The following is a 14,738-nucleotide window of genomic DNA, read 5'->3' as shown; positions in this document are numbered from 1 at the left end:
CAGTATCGGGTGACTCGGAGCGGACGGCACCGCCGCCGGATCGCGGCAGCCGTATGCTGACGCGCGTTCTCAGGCACCAGGGCCCTCGAAGAGAGACGGATGACCGACCAGGCTTCGACCCCCGCACCCGACCCCGGCGACGCCGCCGCGCAGGACACGGGGGCGATCGACCTGCGGGCGTGGGCAGCGGGGCACGAGGGACTGCCCGACCAGCGCGAGGTCCCCGACGCGTGCGCGCCCCGGCAGGTGGAGCGCCGCCGCGGCTTCCGGAGCTGGGCGATGCGGGGCGCGGCCGACGCCGGCTCGCACCAGGGCCCGCACGGGGAGGCGGAGCACACCCACCACTGGCTCCGCGTCATGTGCCTGACGGGCGTCGACTACTTCTCGAGCCTCGGCTACCAGCCGGCGATCGCCGCGATCGCGGCCGGGTTCATCTCCCCGATCGCGACCCTGGTGCTCGTCGCGCTCACCCTCTTCGGCGCGCTCCCGGTGTATCGGAGGGTCGCGAGCGAGAGCTTCCGCGGTGAGGGCTCGATCGCCATGCTCGAACGGCTCCTGCCCTGGTGGGCGGGGAAGCTGTTCGTGCTCGTCCTGCTCGGCTTCGCCGGCACGGCGTTCATCATCACCATCACGCTGTCCGCCGCCGACGCGGCGGCGCACGCGGTCGAGAACCCGCTGATGCCGGCGGCGCTCCACGGCGCGAACCTCCCGATCACCCTCCTGCTCATCGCGCTCCTCGGCGGCGTGTTCCTCCGGGGGTTCAAGGAGGCGATCGGGATCGCGGTGGTGCTCGTCGCGGTCTACCTCGTGCTGAACGCCGTCGTCATCGTCGACTCGTTCCTCCTCATCGCGGCGCAGCCGGAGCTGATCGGGGACTGGAGCACCGCGCTGCTGCACCAGGGCGGCGGCAGCCCGTTCGGGGTGCTGATCGTGGCGCTCTTCGTGTTCCCGCAGCTCGCGCTCGGCCTCTCCGGGTTCGAGACCGGCGTGACCGTCATCCCGCAGATCCGCGGCGGCGGGATGGTGGACGGGAAGCCCGTGCGGCGGATCGCCGGCGCGAAGAACCTGCTCACGACCGCGGCGATCACGATGAGCGTGTTCCTCATCACGTCGAGCTTCGTGACCACGCTGCTGATCCCGCAGCGGGAGTTCCAGGCGGGCGGCGCCGCGAACGGCCGCGCGCTCGCCTACCTGGCGCACGAGCACCTCGGCTCGGTGTTCGGCACCGCGTACGACCTCTCGACGATCGCGATCCTCTGGTTCGCGGGCGCCTCCGCGATGGCCGGCCTGCTCAACATCGTGCCGAGGTACCTCCCCCGGTACGGCATGGCGCCGGCTTGGGCGAGGGCGATCCGTCCGCTCGTGCTCGTCTTCACGACGATCGCGTTCCTCGTCACGTTCGTGTTCGGCGCCTCCGTCGACGCGCAGAACGGCGCGTACGCGACGGGCGTGCTCGCGCTCATCAGCTCCGCCGCCGTCGCCGTGACGCTCTCCTGCCGCCGCAAGCGGCAGTGGAAGCGACTGGCGTTCTTCTCGCTCGTCGCGCTGATCCTCCTGTACACGCTCGTCGTCAACGTGGTGCAGCGGCCGGACGGCATCCGGATCGCGCTGCTGTTCGTGCTCGGGATCCTCGTCGTCTCGCTCGCCTCGCGGGTGCGTCGCTCGTTCGAGATCCGGGCGACGAGCGTCACCTTCGACGAGGCCGCGCTCGGGTTCCTGCGCGAGGCGGAGGACTTCGGCGAGATCCATCTCGTCGCGAACGAGCCCGGCGCCCGCGACGCGCTCGAGTACACCGTCAAGGCGAAGGAGGAGCGGCGCGACAGCAACATCCCCGGCCGCGCCTCGATCATCTTCCTCGAGGTCGAGAAGACCGACTCCTCCGACTTCGAGGAGGACCTGCTCGTGCGCGGGATCATCCGGCACGGGTTCCGGGTGCTCGAGGTCGCCTCCGGGAACGTGCCGAACACGATCGCGATCGTGCTGCTGCAGATCCGCAACCTCACGGGCGTCGTCCCGCACGTCTACTTCGAGTGGACGGAGGGGAACCCGGTGTCGAACATGGTGCGGTTCCTCGTCTCCGGCGAGGGCGAGGTCGCGCCGGTCACGCGCGAGGTGCTCAGGGAGACCGAGCCCGACGTCCGCCGCCGCCCCATGGTCCACGTCTCCTAGCGCGGGGCGCACGCGAATCCGGGCGTGATCTCACCATCCGGGCGTATCCGCACGCCCGTCTCGCACGATCACGCCCGGACTCCGCGTGGGGGCGGTGCTCGGCCCGTGTCGAGGTGGCGGATGCGACGCTCGGTGGATGCCCGACGCGAACCTCGGCCCCGCCGACCTCGACATCGACGTGGCGAGGAGCCCCGAGCAGCGCTACCGCTGGTTCCTCGCCTCCCTGCTGTTCGGCAGGAACATCCGGCAGACGCAGGCCGCGCACACCTACCGCGTGCTCATCGACCACGGCCTCACGAGCCCGGAACGCTTCGCGGACCTGTCGCGGGAGCAGCTGCGCGCCCTCCTCGACGAGGGCGGCTACGACCGCTTCGACTACCTGATGGCCGACGAGCTGCACGGGGTGATGGCGGGGGTCGTCGCCGACTGGGGGTCGGTGAACCACCTGCTCGCCTCCGCCAAGGACCGTGCCGAGGCGCACGACCGGCTCGTCGCCTACAAGGGGATCGGCGACACGACGGCGCGGATCATGCTCGACCAGGTGCCCGCCGACCTGTACGGCACGGCGTGAGCATCGAGGAGGCCGTCGTCGAGCGCGTCGGCGACCGGGACGTGCGCCCCGACCGGCTCGAGCGGATCAGGGCGGTGGCTCGCGACGTCTTCGGCTGGGATCCGCTGCGCAGCGGCATCGCGGAGGCGGTGTCGGCGGTCGTGGACGGGCGGGACGTGCTCGCCGTGATGCCGACCGCGTACGGCAAGTCCGCCGTGTACCAGCTCGCCGGAGCGCTCCGACCAGGGCTCGTCGTCGTCGTGTCCCCGCTCATCGCCCTCCAGGCGGATCAGGTCGCGTCGCTGCGGGACCGCCCGGGTGCGCGGCCGGCGGCGCTCGTCAACTCCGCGGCGGGCGAGCGCGAGACGGAGGCGGCCTGGGCCGGCGTCGACGACGGGAGCCTCGGCTACCTCTTCGTCGCACCCGAGCGGTTCGCGGACGACGCCGTGATCGACCGGCTCGCGGCGGCACGTCCTGCGCTGCTCGTCGTCGACGAGGCCCACTGCGTCTCCAGCTGGGGGCACGACTTCCGCCCCGACTACCTGCGCCTCGGCGAGGTGGCCGAGCGGCTCGGCCGGCCCCCGGTCCTGGCGCTCACCGCCACCGGGTCGCGGCCCGTGCGTGAGGAGGTCGTGGCGCGCCTCGGCCTGCGCGACGCCCTGGTGCTCACCCACGGCTTCGACCGCCCGAACATCCACCTCGCGGTGCGGCGGCACGAGGACGAGGACGCGAAGGTGGCGGCGGTGCTCGACGACGTCGAGGCGCTCGAGAAGCCGGGGCTGCTCTATGTCGCGACGAGGCGCGGGACGGAGGTGTTCGCGGACCGGCTCCGGGAGCGCGGCATCGAGGCCGAGCCGTACCACGGCGGCCTCCCCGCCAAGCGCCGACGCGAGCTGCACGCCGCGTTCCACGCCGGCGAGATCGACGTCGTCGTCGCCACGAGCGCGTTCGGGATGGGCATCGACAAGCCGGACGTCCGGTTCGTCGTGCATGCGGCGGTCACCGAGTCCCTCGACGCGTACTACCAGGAGGTCGGGCGGGCCGGCCGCGACGGGCTGCCGTCGGCCGCGGTGCTGCACTACCGCGAGGCCGATCTCGGCCTCCGGCGCTTCTTCGCGGCGACCACGCCGAAGCGCGGCGACCTCCGGCGCTTCGCGCGGGCGACGCAGGAGCACGGCGGGGTCCGGGCGGCGGCGGAAGCGCTCGGGATCAGCGGGCGGCGCGGGACGACCCTCGCGCACCTGCTCGCCGACGCGGGGGTCGCGGAGCTCGACGGCGACCGGGTCCGGCTGCGGTCCGACGACGTCGACGCGGCGGCGGAGGCCGCGATGCAGGCGGCCGCGGAACGGCAGCGCATCGACGAGTCGCGGCTCGCGATGATGCGCGAGTACGCCGAGACCCGGGCGTGCAGGCGGCAGCTCGTGCTCGGCTACTTCGGCGACACGACCGCAGGGCCGTGCGGCAACTGCGACACGTGCGACAGCGGCTCGGCCTCCCGGGCCGCCGAGGAGCACGACGTGAGCGCCGGCGCGGACGTCCCGTACCCGGTCGACGCCGCCGTGCGGCACGCGGAATGGGGCGACGGGCGCGTGATGCGGGTGGAGGAGGACCGGATCACGGTGTTCTTCGAGCGCGAGGGCTACCGCACCCTCTCGCTCCCCGCGGTCGCCGAGCACTCCCTGCTCACTCGCACGGACCCTCCAGACGCCCCCGCCTAGCGTCGAGGCATGAGCGACAGCAGCAACGAGTCCGAGGGCGTCGGCGCCGCCGACCCGATCACCGGGGTGGCCGCGGGCGGCGACGACCTCGACGCGGATGCGCAGCTGCCCGACGAGGGCGCTGCGCCCGACTGGGAGGCGATCCGCGCCGAGTCCGACGAGGTCGTGACGAACGACGCGGTCGCCGGTGAGACGGTCGAGCCCGGTGCGGGCGACGGCAACGACGGCCCGACCGGAGGCGCTCCCCGCGAGCTCACCCCGGACGAGCCCGACGTCCGCCTCCAGCGGGACGGCGCGGATCTCGACAGCGCGAACGAGGACGCCTACTAGGGCCTGCGCCGCAGCCGGCCCAGGGCGCCGAGCGGGTTCGAGCGGGCCTGGGGCTTCGCGACGTCGCGCCGGTACGACCGCTTCAACGCGGTCTCGATCGAGTCGAAGTCGCCGAGGACCGCGTTGATGACGCTGTCCTCGTACCGCCCCTCCCGCTGGGCGTCGAGCACCGCTCGCCGCTCGCTGTCGAGCATCAGGAGGCGCAGCCGCGAGTAGGCGTCCGGCTGGGTGATCATCCCCTGCTCGTCGGACGTGCCGATCATCATGCGGTACTCGGCGCTGCGCTTCAGGCTCGAGACGAGCTCCTCGGGGTCCTCCTCGGTCGCCTCCTGCTCCAGCCGGGAGATCGCCGCGTCCTGCGCCTCGGCGACCAGCGACCGGATCTGGACGCGGTCCTGCTCCGGGTTCGGCAGCGGCAGCCGCAACCGGCGCACGAGCGGCCCGATGGCCAGCCCCTGCAGCAGGCTCACGACCACGATGACGAACGCGGCGAGCTGGAGGAAGCCGACGTCGGGCGTGCCGGGCGGCAGCAGGAACACCGCGGCGAGCGTCACGACCCCGCGCACCCCCGCGAAGGAGATCGCGATCGCCGTCTTCCAGTCCCAGCGCCGTTCCCGGAGCGCCTCCGGACCGAATCGGTAGAGCAGGGTCGCCCCGAACACCCACGCGAACCGGGCGACGACCATCGACAGATAGATCCCCGCGATGATGAGCACGCCGGGCAGCACCCCGATGTCGGAGGTCGCGGCGAGCTCGACGATCCCCTTCAGCTGCAGGCCGATGAGCAGGAACACCGCGTTCTCGAGCAGGAACGAGACGGTGCGCCAGTTGATGCGCTCCGCGACACGCGACTCCGCGGACTGGAACGACGGCGCGCGGTAGCCGAGCCAGATGCCGGTGATCACCACGGACAGGAACCCGGACCCGCCGATGAGCGAGGACGGCAGGTAGGCGACGTACGGGGTGGCGAGCGAGAGGGAGGTGTCGAGCACCGGAGCCCGGAGCCGGCGGCGCACCCTGCCGATCACCCACGCGACCACGACGCCGAACGCCACGCCGCCGAGCACGGCCCTGCCGAAGAGCCAGAACGCGTTCCCGAAGCCCGCGCCGGGCTCGAGGATCGCCGCGATCGCCGTGTTCAGCGACACGAGCGCGGTCGCGTCGTTGAGCAGCCCCTCCCCTTCGAGCAGAGAGGCGAGCCGGCGCGGCAGCCTGCCGGTGCCCGCGAGCGCCCCGACGCTCACCGCATCCGTCGGGGCGAGGATCGCCCCGAACGCGAGCCCGACCGCGAGCGTCACGCCCGGCACGACGGCACCGAGGAGCCAGTAGGTCGCGAACCCGACGACGAGCACCGAGAACAGCACCAGGCCGACGGAGAGCGCGAGGATCGAATCACCGCGCGACCGCACCTCGAGGAACGAGGTCTGCAGGGCGGCGGCGAACAGCAGCGCGGGCAGCACCGCGACCAGGACCACGTCCGGCTCGAGTCGCACCTGGGGCGTGAACGGCAGGTAGGAGAGCCCGACGCCCACGGCGACGAGCACGAGCGGCGCGGACCAGCCGACCTTGCGGGAGAGCCCGGTCACCGTCACCACGAGCAGCAGACCGGCGACCGTCCACGCGACCAGGCCCGCGAACGCCGAGCTCGTCTCGCCCACGGAACCAGAGTAGGGCGCCCCCGTTCAGGTCCCGGCACGCGGATCCGTGCAGTGCCGCAGTCGTGCTCCGTGCAGTCGTCTTCCTCAGCGTGTCGGCCGGTTCCTACGCTCGCCCCGTCCGCTCCGGGGGGAGCGCTCACGATCGATCTTCTGGGGGGAAGACGTGAACACGAAGCAGTTCTCGCGCGTCGCCGTCGGCACGTGCGCCGCGGCCGCGCTGCTCGTCGGGACGGGGCTGGTGTGCGCACCGGCGGCCGAAGCGGCGACACCGGGCGGCCAGACGGCGTCGCCGTTCGACCTGCTCGGCACGGTCGGCGATGCGGTCGGGTCGACGACCTCGACGGTCACCGGGCTGCTCGGCTCGCCGACGCCGGATCCGGGCGCCACCACCGCGCCGACGACGGGCGGCGTCACCGCCGACGTGACGAGCGGGGACACCTCGGTCGTCACGGTGCAGCTCGGCGGTACCGCTCAGAGCTCGACCGGCACCCAGGGCTCGACCGGCACGGACGGCACCCCGGCACCGTCCGGCTCGTCGACGACCCCGTCGAGCACGCCCACCTCGTCGAGCACGTCGAACACATCGACGTCATCCACGTCCTCGTCCACCGCGTCCGGCATGGACACATCCACCGCGGGCGCGCCGACGCCGGCGTCCGGCGGAACGCCCTCGGCGCCGGCCACGCTCTCGGCGCTGTCGGTGACCGCGCAGTACGCCACGGTCTTCCCGGTGCGGGACGGGTACCGGGACACGGTCGCGTTCGCGCTCGACGGCGTGACCTCGGACGGCGCGCAGCACGTGGTGGGCGGCACCGCGACCCTCATGCTCGGCTCGAGGGTCGTCGCGGACTGGCCGGTGGCGTCGACCGATCAGCGGATCGTCTGGAACGGCATGCAGGGCGCGAGCCTCGTGCCCGGCCGGTACGTGCTCACGGTGACCGTCGGGGACGCCGGCGGCGCCCGCATCGCGGCCACCGCGGCCGTCGACGTCTCGTCCGCCCGGCTCATGGGCACGACGGCGCGGTACGCGAGCAAGGCGGTCTCCGGCTGGCACCGGATGGCGGCGAAGCCCCGCGCGGCCATGGCGAAGGGCGCCGTCACGCTGCGGATCACCGCCGTGGCGTCGCACGTGAAGGGCAGGCAGTACCTGGTCTTCACGCACGGCGGCAAGCGGATCAAGGTCCTGATCCGCAACGGGAAGCACACGTCGAAGGCCGTGACGATCCCGAAGGGGTTCACCTCCTACACGATCTCGCACACCTGGAAGAAGGGGACCGTTCGGATCTCGTCCCTGCTGTACCGGTACGCCTTCAGGACGCTGAAGTAGCCGCGCTCCTGGCGGGTCGAGGAGTCCCGGGCGTCGCGCGCCCGGGGCTCCTCATGCGCTCTCGGCGCCGGTGCGCTCGACCGGCTCAGGCGGATCTCCGGCACTCGCCCGCTCCGCGTAGTCGCCGATCGTCATGCCGTACCTGGCCTTGAACGCGCGCGTGAGCTGGTCCCGCGCCGCGAACCCGCTGCGCTCCGCGAGCGCGCCGATCCGCGGGAACCGCCGGTCGCTCCGCAGCTGCGCGGCGACCACGTCCAGCCTGCGCTCCCGGATGTGCCTGGCGACGGAGGCGCCGTCGACGTTGAACACGTGATGCACCCAGCGGAGGCTGATGCCGAACGCGGCCGCGATCGACTGCGGCCCGAGGTCGGGGTCGGCGAGGTGCCGCTCGATGTACTCGACGATCTGGCTGCGGAGGTCGTGCTCGGCGGCCTCCGGCACCGAGTCCTCGAGCGCCGCGACCGCGAGCGCCCGCACGGCCCGCGCCGCGGGCGAGGCCGCGCCGCCCACCCCCGGGTCGAGCACCTGCTCGACCAGCGAGGTGAGGCCCGAGGTGACGCGGCTGACCGGCACCTGCCCGATGGTGCCGGAGGTCGCCGCCCGCACCTCCTGGGGCAGGAACGCGGCAGGGACCGTGATGCGCAGCAGCCGGGTCGGCTCGGGCACCGCGAACCGGATCTGATCGCCGGCCGAGAGCAGGTGCACGGAGCCGCTGCGCGCGTCGACCGCCCGGCCGTCGGACCAGTACCGCAGCGATCCCTCGGCGACCTGCATGAGGAACACGGCGCTCGCCTCGCGTCGCGGGCGGAGCGCACCGGAGATCGGCGACGTCGCCCACTCCCCGACGTGCACGCCGTCGACCGCGAGCGCGCGCCAGGTCGACCGGAACCGCCTCGCATCCGGGACCGCGAACCGGCCCGTCGCACCGAACCGCTCGAAGCCGCCGGCACCGTCCCATTCCATCGTGGGGACGCTCTGCTCGGTGCTCGTGCGCATCGGTTCCGAATTCCTCCCGGATCTGGTGGGACCAGATTCACCGATGAGGGGCCGGAACCGCGGATGGATCCGCCCCCCTGTGCGGAAAGTGCAGCACAAATCCCTCCGTGCGTGCACAGTGCCCCTGGCAGATGGGGGCAAATGGGTCCCCGTAATGGTCTGCTTGGGCCGGAACCCCGGGTCGGGCAGGATGGGCGCGGCGGACTTGTCACATCTCGAACACGTGTTCGATACTGGATCGTGCCCGCTGCAGCCCGATCGGAGACGGTGGCCGCGCTGCAGGCCCGGATCGCCGGCATGCAGGCGCGGTCGCTCGGCTCCCGCTCCCTGCCGACGGCGCCCGCCGTCGCCGGGCTGCTCCCCGGTGGCGCCCTGCGGTCCGGCGTCGCCTACGCCGCACCGGGATCGCTCGCGCTCGCGATGCTGCTCCTCGCCGGCCCGTCCGCGGCGGGCGCCTGGTGCGGGGTGGTCGGGGTCCCGGAGTTCGGCGCGGAGGCGGCGGCCGAGCTGGGCGTCGCCCTGGATCGGCTCGTGCTCGTCCCCACCCCCGGCGAGCACTGGCTCGCGGTCACCGCGCAGCTGACGGAGGTGCTGCCCCTCGTGCTCGTGCGGCCGCCGGCCAGGGGCGCCTCCCCCGCCGAGACGGCACGGCTCGCCTCCCGGCTGCGACAGCGGGATGCGACGCTGATCGTCGCCGGCGCGTGGCCGGGCGCGGAGGCGACGCTCGAGGCCACGGGCGGATCCTGGTCCGGGATCGGGACCGGCTGGGGCTACCTCGCGGCACGGGAGCTGGAGGTGACCGTCACCGCCCGCGAGGTCCGGAGGCCGCACCGGGTGCGGATCGAGACCGGGTTCCGGCTCGCCCCCGCCCCCTCCCCCTCTTCTCCCCCCGCTCCTGCGATCCCGCGCCGGCTCGAGGCCGTATGACCGAGCGCTGCCTCGTGCTCTGGTGCCCCGACTGGCCCGTCCGCGCCGCCGCCGCGGAGACGGGGATCGATCCGGCGGCACCGATCGCCCTCGTCGAGCACGGGGTCGTGCACGCCTGCTCGGCTGCGGCACGGGCGGCGGGCGTGCAGCGGGGGCTGAAGGTGCGGGAGGCGCAGTCCCGCTGCGCGGCCCTCGTCGTGCTGCCGCTCGAGCCGGCGGTCGATGCGCGCCGGTTCGAACCGGTGCTCGCGGCACTCGAGTCGGGCATCCCGACCGTGCAGGTGGTGCGGCCGGGGCTCGTGGTGATCCGCGCCGCAGGGCCGGCCCGGTTCTTCGGCGGCGAGGAAGCCGCCGCGGGCGAGGCGCTGCACCTCCTCACCGAGGCCGGCGTCCCCGACGCGCGCGCGGGGGTCGCGGACGGGCCGTTCACCGCGGAGCAGGCGGCCAGGGCCGCCGCCCCGATCCTGGTCGTCCAGGAGGGCGGGAGCGCCGACTTCCTCGCACCGCTGCCCGTGACCGTGCTCGGCCTGCCGTCGCTCGCGCACCTCCTCGCCCGGCTCGGCGTGCGGACCCTCGGCGGCCTCGCGCGCCTCCCGGAGGCCTCCGTGCGCGACCGGTTCGGGCCGGAGGGCGAGATCGCGCACCGCCTCGCGGCCGGGCTCGACCCGCGCAGGGTCGTCGCGCGCGTCGTGCCGGCCGACCGGGATCGGCGGCAGGCGTTCGAGCCGCCGCTCGATCGGGTCGATCAGGTCGCGTTCGCCATCCGGCGCACCGCGGAGGCGTTCATCGAGGCCCTCGCCGCCGACCTCCTGGTCTGCACCGCCCTGACCGTGGAGCTGACGGCCGACAACGGCAGGACGCACCGTCGCACCTGGCTGCACCCGCGCTCGTTCACCCCGCTCGACGTGATCGACCGGGTCAGGTGGCAGCTCGAGGCGGCGGAGCTGGGAGCGCCCGTCGTCGACGTGCTGCTGCATCCGGAGGCGGCCGACGAGGCGGCGCACCACGAGCAGGGACTCTGGGGCGGCGGTCCGGGTGAGCGCATCCACCACGCGCTCTCCCGCGTACAGAGCCTGCTCGGGCACGAGGCGGTGGTGACGCCGGTGCTCGCCGGCGGCCGGCTGACCACCGACCGCGTCGTGCTCGCCCCCTGGGGCGAGCAGCGCACGCCACAGCGCTCGCCGGACGCGCCGTGGCCAGGACGGCTGCCGGGCTTCTCCCCCTCCGCGGTCCTCGCCGACCGGCCGCGCGTCGTCGTGCAGGACCCGGCCGGCCACGACGTCGTGGTGGACGGCCGGGGGGCGATCAGCGGGCCGCCCGCGGTGCTCGTCACCGCAGGGCGCCCCGCCGTCCGCGTCGAGGGATGGGCCGGCCCGTGGCCGCTCGAGGAACGGTGGTGGGATCCGGCAGCGGCCCTCCGGCTCCACCGCATGCAGGTCGCCTGCGCCGACGGCACCGCGTGGCTCCTCGCCCATGACGACTCGGGCTGGTGGGCGGAGGCCCGTTACGACTGATCCCTCCTTCGTCGTTCAGGAGAATTCGGGCCGGCCGGCGACATTCTCCTTAACGACGAAGCGCGTGTTGCGCGTATCGAACATGCGTTCGATACTGATTCCGTGGGATACAGCAACCCGCCGATCCCGTGGTCGGAGTTCGAGCGCCGGCTCAGCGATGCGCGCCGCCCCGGCGGCCCGGGCGTCGATGCGGACGGCGGGGACTCCCCCGCCTGGTCGCACAAGCGGCATCCCTACCGGCCGAGCACGCCCCCTCCCGAGCGCGACCCGGACGCCGTGCCGTACGCGGAGCTGCACGCGCACTCGCACTTCAGCTTCCTCGACGGCGCGTCCGGCCCGGAGGAGCTGCTCGAGGAGGCGGACCGGCTCGGTCTCCACGCGCTCGCGCTCACCGACCACGACGGCTTCTACGGCGCCGTCCGGATGGCGGAGGCCGCCGAGCAGACCGACGTGCACACCGTGTTCGGCGCCGAGCTGTCGATCGGCCTCGGCACCCCGCAGCAGGGCGTGCCCGACCCCGAGGGCTCCCACCTCCTGCTGCTCGCCAGGGGCTCTGCGGGCTATCACGCGATGTCGGGCCTGATCACGGAGGCCCAGCTCGCGAGCCGCGCGGAGAAGGGGCGGCCCGAGTACGACGAGGCGCTGATCGCCGAGCGGCTGGCCGGGCGGGTGATCGCGCTCACCGGATGCCGCAAGGGGCGGGTCCGGCGGGCGCTGATCACCCCGTCCGGACTCGACGCGGCCGCCGCGGGCCGCGAGCTCGACCGGCTCGTCGACGTGTTCGGCCGCGACGGGACGGTCGTCGAGCTGTTCGACACCGGGGACCCGCTCGACGGCCCCGCGAACGATGCGCTCTTCGCGCTGGCGCAGGCCCGGCGCCTCCGGGTCGTGGCGACGTCCAACGCGCACGCCGCCTCCCCCGAGCGACGCCGGCTCGCGACCGCGCTCGCCGCAGTCCGCGCGCGCCGCAGCCTCGACGACATGGACGGCTGGCTGCCGGCCTCCGTCCCCCACCTCCGCAGCGGTGCGGAGCAGCGCGACCGCTTCGTGCGGTACCCGGGTGCCGTCGCGACGACGGTGGAGGTCGCGGACGAGCTCCGGTTCGCCCTCCGGAGCCTGAAGCCGGGGCTCCCGAAGCTGCCGGTGCCGGAGGGGCACACCCCGATGTCCTGGCTGCGGCGGCTGGTCCACGACGCCGTCCCGGTGAAGTACCCGGATGCGACGCCAGCGCACCTCGCGCGGATCGAGCGGGAGCTCGCCGTGATCGAGGAGAAGGACTTCCCCGGCTACTTCCTCATCGTGCACGGCATCGTCGACTACGCCCGGTCGCAGGGCATCCTCTGTCAGGGCCGCGGCTCGGCCGCGAACTCCGCGGTCTGCTACCTGCTCGGCATCACGGCGATCGACTCGATCTTCTTCGACCTGCCGTTCGAGCGCTTCCTCTCCGCCCTCCGCGACGAGGAGCCGGACATCGACGTCGACTTCGACTCCGACCGGCGCGAGGAGGTGATCCAGCACGTGTACCGGCGCTACGGGCGGCGGAACGCGGCGCAGGTCGCGAACGTGATCACCTACCGGCCGAAGAACGCCGTGCGCGACATGGCGAAGGCGCTCGGCGCCTCGACGGGCCAGCAGGACGCGTGGAGCCGGCAGGTCGAGCGCTGGGGCGCGGTCACCTCGTCGCAGGACCACGACATCCCCGGCCCCGTCGTCGAGCTCGCGGAGCAGCTGCTGAAGGCTCCGCGGCACCTGGGGATCCACTCAGGAGGCATGGTGCTCACCGACCGGCCCGTCGGCGAGGTCGTGCCGATCGAGCACGCGCGGATGGAGGACCGCACCGTCCTGCAGTGGGACAAGGACGACTGCGCCTACATGGGGCTCGTGAAGTTCGATCTGCTCGGCCTCGGGATGCTCGCGGCGCTGCAGTACGCGTTCGACCTGGCGGCGGAGCACACGGGCGAGCGCTGGACGCTCGAGACGATCCCGAAGGAGGAGGCGGGCGTCTACGACCAGCTCTGCCGCGCGGACGCGGTCGGGGTGTTCCAGGTGGAGTCGCGGGCGCAGCTCGGGCTGCTGCCCCGGTTCCTGCCCAGGCGGTTCTACGACCTCGCGATCGAGGTCGCGCTGATCCGCCCCGGCCCGATCCAGGGCGGCGCGGTGCATCCCATCGTCCGGCGGAGGCGCGGGGACGAGCCGGTGTCGTACCTCCACCCGCTGCTCGAGCCGGTGCTCTCCCGCACGCTCGGCGTGCCGATCTTCCAGGAGCAGCTGATGCAGATCGCGATGGCGGTCGGCGGGTGCTCGGGCGAGGACGCGGACCTGCTGCGCCGCGCGATGGGCAGCAAGCGCGGGGTCGAGCGGATCGAGTCGCTGAAGGAGAAGCTGTACGCCGGGATGGCCGGCAACGGCATCACCGGGGCGACGGCCGACGAGATCTACACGAAGATCCAGGCGTTCGCGAGCTTCGGCTTCGCGGAGAGCCACTCGCTGTCGTTCGCGCTGCTCGTCTACGCCTCGGCGTGGATGCGGCTGCACTACCCGGGGGTGTTCCTCGCGGCGCTGCTTCGGGCGCAGCCGATGGGCTTCTACTCCCCCGCCTCCCTGACCGCGGACGCGCGGCGGCACGGGGTGGTCGTGGGGCGACCGGACATCAACCGGTCCGGTGCGGATGCGGGACTGGAGGCGATCGAGAGCGGTGGTCTCGAGGCTCGCTCCGCTCGCACCTCGACCAGCGGGGGCATGCCGAGCTGCCTCGGCGTGCAGCCGCCGGTACCCGAGGAGTTCGACCGCACGGCTCCCGTCCGTGACGCGGAGCACCGCCGGGACGGGGCGTTCGCGGTGCGGCTCGGGCTCGCGGGGGTCACCGGCATCGGGGCGAGGCTCGCGGCGCGGATCGTCGCGGAGCGGACCGCGCACGGGCACTACCGGGATCAGCGGGATCTCGCCAGGCGGGTCGGGCTGACCGCGCCGCAGCTCGAGGCGCTCGCGACCGCCGGGGCGTTCGAGGGCTTCGGCATGACGGTCAGGGAGGCGCTGTGGGCGGCGGGCGCGGCGGCGGAGGAGCGGCCGGACACCCTGCCCCACACGTCGATCGTGGTGCAGCCGCCCCTGCTGCCCGAGACGAGCGGGATGGACCGGGTCGCGGCCGACCTCTGGGCGACCGGCATCTCCCCCGACGACCACCCCGTCGCACACGTGCGGCAGGACCTCGCGAAGCGGGGGGTGCTCACGTTCGCGGCGCTGCAGGGCGCCGAGTCGGGCCGCCGGGTCGAGGTGGGCGGCGTGGTCACCCACCGGCAGCGGCCGGCGACCGCCTCGGGCATCACGTTCCTCAACCTCGAGGACGAGACCGGGATGGTGAACGTGATCGCCTCCGTCGGGGTGTGGCAGCGCTACCGCCGCATCGCCAGGGAGGCACCGGCGATGATCGTGCGCGGCATCCTCGAGCGCTCCCCCGAGGGCGTCGTCAACGTCGTCGCGGACCGCTTCGAGCGCCTCCCCATCGGCGCGCGGCACACGAGCCGCGACTTCCGCTGAACAGGTGCATTT

At 73.6% G+C, this 14,738-nt stretch carries 10 protein-coding genes; 8 read left to right on the top strand and 2 right to left on the bottom strand.

Going from position 1 to position 14,738, the window contains the following annotated elements; all coding sequences use genetic code 11:
• Positions 1–99 precede the first annotated feature (99 nt).
• The 4 genes from ACTHLI_RS05905 to ACTHLI_RS05890 all read left to right on the top strand — a co-directional run bounded on the left by ACTHLI_RS05905 (position 100) and on the right by ACTHLI_RS05890 (position 4,767).
• Positions 100–2,169: an amino acid transporter gene (locus ACTHLI_RS05905; RefSeq protein ID WP_440182170.1), complete on the top strand. Its 2,070-nt coding sequence runs from the start codon at positions 100–102 to the stop codon at positions 2,167–2,169.
• A 136-nt stretch (positions 2,170–2,305) separates the two neighbouring features.
• The gene (locus tag ACTHLI_RS05900; RefSeq protein ID WP_440182169.1) at positions 2,306–2,740 is read left to right on the top strand and encodes a hypothetical protein; all 435 of its coding nucleotides are present in this window, start codon (positions 2,306–2,308) and stop codon (positions 2,738–2,740) included.
• Positions 2,737–4,437, top strand: coding sequence for a RecQ family ATP-dependent DNA helicase (locus ACTHLI_RS05895; RefSeq protein ID WP_440182168.1), 1,701 nt, complete (start codon positions 2,737–2,739; stop codon positions 4,435–4,437). Before ACTHLI_RS05900 ends, ACTHLI_RS05895 begins: the two co-directional genes overlap by 4 nt.
• Before the next feature lie 9 nt (positions 4,438–4,446).
• Positions 4,447–4,767, top strand: a complete 321-nt coding sequence (locus tag ACTHLI_RS05890; RefSeq protein WP_440182166.1) for a hypothetical protein — start codon at positions 4,447–4,449, stop codon at positions 4,765–4,767.
• Here the strand turns inward: ACTHLI_RS05890 and ACTHLI_RS05885 are convergent.
• Entirely contained in the window at positions 4,764–6,425 is a 1,662-nt protein-coding gene (locus ACTHLI_RS05885; protein ID WP_440182165.1) for a cation:proton antiporter, read from the bottom strand. The genes ACTHLI_RS05890 and ACTHLI_RS05885 overlap by 4 nt on opposite strands.
• A gap of 163 nt (positions 6,426–6,588) precedes the next feature.
• Between ACTHLI_RS05885 and ACTHLI_RS05880 the strand changes: the two genes are divergently transcribed.
• On the top strand, positions 6,589–7,752 hold the full coding sequence (locus ACTHLI_RS05880) for a hypothetical protein (RefSeq protein WP_440182163.1): 1,164 nt from the start codon (positions 6,589–6,591) through the stop codon (positions 7,750–7,752).
• Between the two features lie 51 nt (positions 7,753–7,803).
• On the opposite strand, the gene ACTHLI_RS05875 is transcribed toward ACTHLI_RS05880, so the two are convergent.
• Positions 7,804–8,748, bottom strand: coding sequence for a helix-turn-helix domain-containing protein (locus ACTHLI_RS05875; protein WP_440182162.1), 945 nt, complete (start codon positions 8,746–8,748; stop codon positions 7,804–7,806).
• Positions 8,749–8,988: 240 nt separating this feature from the next.
• Between ACTHLI_RS05875 and ACTHLI_RS05870 the strand changes: the two genes are divergently transcribed.
• The 3 genes from ACTHLI_RS05870 (at position 8,989) to ACTHLI_RS05860 (ending at position 14,726) form a co-directional block, all read left to right on the top strand.
• On the top strand, positions 8,989–9,675 hold the full coding sequence (locus ACTHLI_RS05870; protein WP_440182161.1) for a hypothetical protein: 687 nt from the start codon (positions 8,989–8,991) through the stop codon (positions 9,673–9,675).
• Positions 9,672–11,189: a DNA polymerase Y family protein gene (locus ACTHLI_RS05865; protein WP_440182160.1), complete on the top strand. Its 1,518-nt coding sequence runs from the start codon at positions 9,672–9,674 to the stop codon at positions 11,187–11,189. The genes ACTHLI_RS05870 and ACTHLI_RS05865 overlap by 4 nt, the downstream gene beginning before the upstream one ends.
• 102 nt (positions 11,190–11,291) lie before the next feature.
• Positions 11,292–14,726: an error-prone DNA polymerase gene (locus tag ACTHLI_RS05860; RefSeq protein ID WP_440182159.1), complete on the top strand. Its 3,435-nt coding sequence runs from the start codon at positions 11,292–11,294 to the stop codon at positions 14,724–14,726.
• Positions 14,727–14,738 lie beyond the last annotated feature (12 nt).

The sequence above is a fragment of the Amnibacterium sp. genome (assembly GCF_051956055.1).
GTDB lineage: Bacteria > Actinomycetota > Actinomycetes > Actinomycetales > Microbacteriaceae > Amnibacterium.
Note: the sequence above shows the minus strand (reverse complement) of the source record. Positions and strands in the feature narration are given on the sequence as shown.

Bases quoted from the DNA above. Each gene is read 5' to 3' on its own strand.
- ACTHLI_RS05905 (WP_440182170.1), top strand. From the start codon at position 100: ATGACCGACCAGGCTTCGACCCCCGCACCCGACCCCGGCGACGCCGCC.
- ACTHLI_RS05900 (WP_440182169.1), top strand. From the start codon at position 2,306: ATGCCCGACGCGAACCTCGGCCCCGCCGACCTCGACATCGACGTGGCG.
- ACTHLI_RS05890 (WP_440182166.1), top strand. From the start codon at position 4,447: ATGAGCGACAGCAGCAACGAGTCCGAGGGCGTCGGCGCCGCCGACCCG.
- ACTHLI_RS05875 (WP_440182162.1), bottom strand. From the start codon at position 8,748: ATGCGCACGAGCACCGAGCAGAGCGTCCCCACGATGGAATGGGACGGT.
- ACTHLI_RS05865 (WP_440182160.1), top strand. From the start codon at position 9,672: ATGACCGAGCGCTGCCTCGTGCTCTGGTGCCCCGACTGGCCCGTCCGC.